Annotated in this window: 4 protein-coding genes and 1 pseudogene; 3 read left to right on the forward strand and 2 right to left on the reverse strand. The window is 67.5% G+C overall.

Annotation, left to right across the window (positions count from 1 at the left end; all coding sequences use genetic code 11):
- Window positions 1-415: pseudogene (locus WA805_RS20625) on the reverse strand (molybdopterin-dependent oxidoreductase); the annotation flags it as partial.
- A gap of 164 nt (window positions 416-579) precedes the next feature.
- On the reverse strand, window positions 580-1086 hold the full coding sequence (locus WA805_RS20630; RefSeq protein ID WP_422277562.1) for a pyridoxamine 5'-phosphate oxidase family protein: 507 nt from the start codon (window positions 1084-1086) through the stop codon (window positions 580-582).
- A 55-nt stretch (window positions 1087-1141) separates the two neighbouring features.
- Between WA805_RS20630 and WA805_RS20635 the strand changes: the two genes are divergently transcribed.
- From WA805_RS20635 to WA805_RS20645, 3 genes are all read left to right on the forward strand, one after another.
- The gene (locus WA805_RS20635) at window positions 1142-1885 is read left to right on the forward strand and encodes a zinc ribbon domain-containing protein (protein WP_425243143.1); all 744 of its coding nucleotides are present in this window, start codon (window positions 1142-1144) and stop codon (window positions 1883-1885) included.
- Between the two features lie 87 nt (window positions 1886-1972).
- The gene (locus WA805_RS20640) at window positions 1973-3118 is read left to right on the forward strand and encodes an ABC transporter permease (RefSeq protein WP_425243144.1); all 1146 of its coding nucleotides are present in this window, start codon (window positions 1973-1975) and stop codon (window positions 3116-3118) included.
- A 114-nt stretch (window positions 3119-3232) separates the two neighbouring features.
- A partial coding sequence (locus WA805_RS20645) for a type IV toxin-antitoxin system AbiEi family antitoxin domain-containing protein (RefSeq protein ID WP_425243145.1) occupies window positions 3233-3860 on the forward strand: 628 nt, incomplete at its 3' end.

The following is a 3860-nucleotide window of genomic DNA, read 5'->3' on the forward strand; positions in this document are numbered from 1 at the left end:
CGGCAGCGCTGCCCAGGGAAACCCGCCGTGCCGCGATCACCAGCCGGTACAGCGCGAACGCCCCGGCCGCGGCGCCCACCACCGTCGGAAACACCCACCCCGCCGTCGCGTTCGGCCTGGTCAGCGCCGCCGCCAGGCCGATGACCGCGAAGATCGCCAGCCCGAAGAACCCGTACGACAGCCGCCGCATCGCGACCACGCCAACAACGATCGAGTACAGGAAAACGACCACGACCACGCCGGTCAGCAGCGCGTTCTTGTCGTTGCTCCCGAACGTCGTGATCGCCCAGTTCTTGACCGGCAGCGGCGTCAGGTTGATCGCCACCTGCCCCACGGCGATCACCGGTGAGGCATTCGGGATCGACACCCCGGCGACCAGCTGCGCGATTCCTATCGCGACAGCGGCGGCCAGCACCCCGCAGACGGCACCCCAGGCAGCGCCAACACGCCCAGCTCTAGCAGTCATACAGGTTTCGTCCGATGACCTCCGCCTCGCGTTACGCGAAGCATGGTTGCGCGAAAGCACACGTTACGCAGCCACGCTACCCGACGCAGTCAGGTGCGGACGTTCCGGGGACATTACTGTTCGTCATCGAACACCCAGCGAGTCGGTGAGCCGGTGAAGTCCCCGTGCAGCATGCTGAACACGCGCCGCGGCCGGACCCCGATCGTGGCGTTCTGCGCCGGGTCGAGGAAGTCGACGGTCAGCTCGGTCCGGTACTTGGCGTTCATCAGGTCGATGACGCGCTGCAAGACCACGGGGTCGGTCACGAAATGCGCCGTGCCCTCGATGATCACGGGGTCGGAGGCGTCTTCCGTGGAAACGCAGCACCGCGGGTCGGCACGCAGGTTCCGCGCCTTCCGCGATGGCGCCGCGGTCGTGAACCACAGCACGGCGTCGTCCCACATGCCCCAGACCGGCATGGTGTGCGGGCGGCCGTCCGGCCAGACGGACACCACCCAGTAGTTCCTGGCCGCGGTGAGCCGTTCCGCCGCCCAGGACCAGTGCAGGAGCCCGCTCCCTTGTTCTGGCCCGGCGATGCCGTATCCCGGCATGTAGGGCCTGCTTACCCGAGGGATCCCCATGGCCAAAGTGTCTACCATGCGACAACGCTCGCCGGTGCGACTAACGTAGGCCTTCGTGAAGGCATCACCCGAGGCGCAGCAGCGGCTGCTCGAACTAGCCGACCTGGACACCGAGCTCGGCAGGCTCGCCTACCGGCGCCGGACGCTCCCGGAGATCGCGGAACTCGACCAGCTCGCCGGACGCGGCGCCCAGGTCAGGGACGATATGACCCGCGCGGACACCGAGCTGTCCGACCTGGACCGCGAGCAGGCCCGCTCAGAACGCGACGTCGAACAGGTCCGGGTCCGCATCGACAAGGACCAGCAGCGGCTCGACGCGGGCAAGGTGTCCAACGCCAGGGAGCTTGAGTCGCTGCAGTCCGAGATCGTGTCGCTGCGGCGCCGCCAGGGTGACCTGGAGGAGATCGTGCTCGACCTGATGGAGCGGCGCGAGGCTGCCCAGTCGCGGCGGGACGAGGCCGCGGCGGACGCCGAGACGGTGGCGGCCGAGGAGGGCGAGGTGACGGCGCGCCGTGACGCCGCCCTGGCCGACATCGCGGACCACGAGTCCAAGGCCGGCGATGCCCGCACCTCGGTCGCGTCCGGCGTCCCCGACGAGCTGCTGGCGCTGTACGACAGGGTGCGCGGGCAGGTCGGCGGCCGCGCCGCCGCGATGCTGCGGCGCGGTAAGTGCGAGGGCTGCAACGTGTCGCTGTCCACCGTGGAGCTGAACGAGATCAGGGCCGCCGCTCCCGATGAGGTCATGCGCCACGAGGAGTGCCGCAGGATCCTGATCCGCACCGCGGAGTCCGGTCTTTAAATCGTTATTCAGAACGGGCCCGTCGTGACTGCCAGCGCCTCCGCTTGATGCGCGGTTTCCGGCAGACGTCCAATAGACTTCCCGACCGTGGAGAACAGCGGACGACGCGGGCAGCTCAGCGCCCCTGGACGGCTTGAGTCCGGCGCGGTCGTCGTGCCCGAGGCGCCGCGAGTCCCTGACCAGCCGCTGGGGGAACTCGCGGCGCAGCACGGCCTGAAGCTCTCCGGGGCCCGCCCGTCGCTGTCGGCGTACCTGGCGATGCTGTGGCAGCGCCGGCACTTCATCATCGGCTACGCCACCGCGCGGAACGTCTCGATGTACACCGAGGCGAAGCTCGGACAGCTCTGGCAGGTGCTCACCCCGCTGCTGAACGCGGGCGTGTATTACCTGATCTTCGGCATCCTCTTCGAGGCCTCGCGCGGCGTCCAGCACTACCCCGCGTTCCTGCTCGCCGGCGTGTTCGTGTTCGCGTTCACCGAGCGGTCGATTGTCACCGGCTCGAACGTGATGCGCGCCAACCTTCAGCTGATCCGCGCCCTGTACTTCCCGCGCGCCGCGCTGCCGCTGGCCTACGTGATCGTGGAACTGCAGCAGATGCTGGTCGGGTTTATAGTGCTGATCCCGGTCATGCTGGTCAGCGGGGAACCGCTGACCGTGTACTGGTTCCTGCTGCTCCCCGTCGTGCTGCTGCAGACGGCGTTCAACATCGGGGCGGCGCTGATCGTCGCCCGCCTGGGCGGCAGCCTGGCGGACGTCAGCGAGCTGATCCCGTTCATCCTGCGCATCACCCGGTACTTCTGCGGCGTCATGTACATGGTCACGACGCTGCCGGCGGCGGTGCCCAATTGGGGCATCAAGCTGCTGTCGCTGAACCCGCCGGCGGTCTACATTTCGCTGGTCCGCGTGGCGCTGATGACGACCTACCGGCAGAACTCGCCAGGGAACCAGCCGTACAGCGCGGCCTATTGCTCGCTTTTCCACAAAGACACCGGCGGCAGCAGCGTGGTGCTCGGCGGCAGATATCTGCCGCTCCCGACCGGTACCAAGGTGGTGGATGGCTACACGGTGATCGGCCATCACCAGGTGGTGCCGAACGCCATACTCCAGGCCTACTGCCACGCCGTCATCACCAACAACGACCTCTGGCTCGCCGCGGTCGGCTGGGGCCTCGGCTTCTTCGTCCTCGGCGTCATCTTCTTCTGGCAAGCCGAATCCAAATACGGCCGCGGCTAACCCCAGCAGTCCCACCGCGAGTAGCTCTGAAAGTTTGACCGCCCATGACCGGCCAAACTTTCAGAGCTAACGAAAACGCTTCAGGTCTGCGCCCGCGTATATCACAATAAGTATGTGGTCGATTACAATTCGCTGTCACTCGCTGTTTGCCTGGAGCGGCAGCAGGGTGTCCTGACACGCGAACAGGCCATCGATGGAGGATTGTCGCGGCACGCGATCGCGGCGCGTGTGGAGTCGGGACGATGGCAGCGACTGTACCGGGGCGTGTTCGTCACCTTCAGCGGTCCCGTCCCACGGGCCTCCCTGCTCTGGGGTGCGATACTGCGGGCGGGGGAGAACGCGGTCCTGAGTCATGCCACCGCCGCGGAAGCATGGAGGCTCTCCGACGAACCGTCAGCATCGATCCACGTGAGCGTTCCCGCACAGTCAGGCTCGTTGATCATTCCAGGCCTGATGCTGCATTACTCGTCGCGGCTGCCGGGAGCACGGCATCCGGCGCGGCTGCCGCCGCAGACCACGCTTGAGGAAACGGTCCTGGACCTGGCGGATGTATCACGGACCGCCGAGGACGCGGTTGCCTGGGCGATCAAGGCGTGCCAGCGCCGGCTGAGCACACCGGACCGGATCACCGCCGCGCTGGCCGGCCGGAACCGGGCGCGCTGGCGCCGCGACCTCACGGACGCCATCACCGAGGTCACGATAGGCGTCCACTCTCCACTTGAGCTGCGATATCTCCGGGACG

This window comes from Trebonia sp., from assembly GCF_049794275.1.
Taxonomy (GTDB): domain Bacteria; phylum Actinomycetota; class Actinomycetes; order Streptosporangiales; family Streptosporangiaceae; genus Trebonia.

What these genes read in the sequence shown, in the direction of transcription:
- WA805_RS20630 (WP_422277562.1), bottom strand. Translation starts at nt 1,086, where the DNA reads ATGGGGATCCCTCGGGTAAGCAGGCCCTACATGCCGGGATACGGCATC.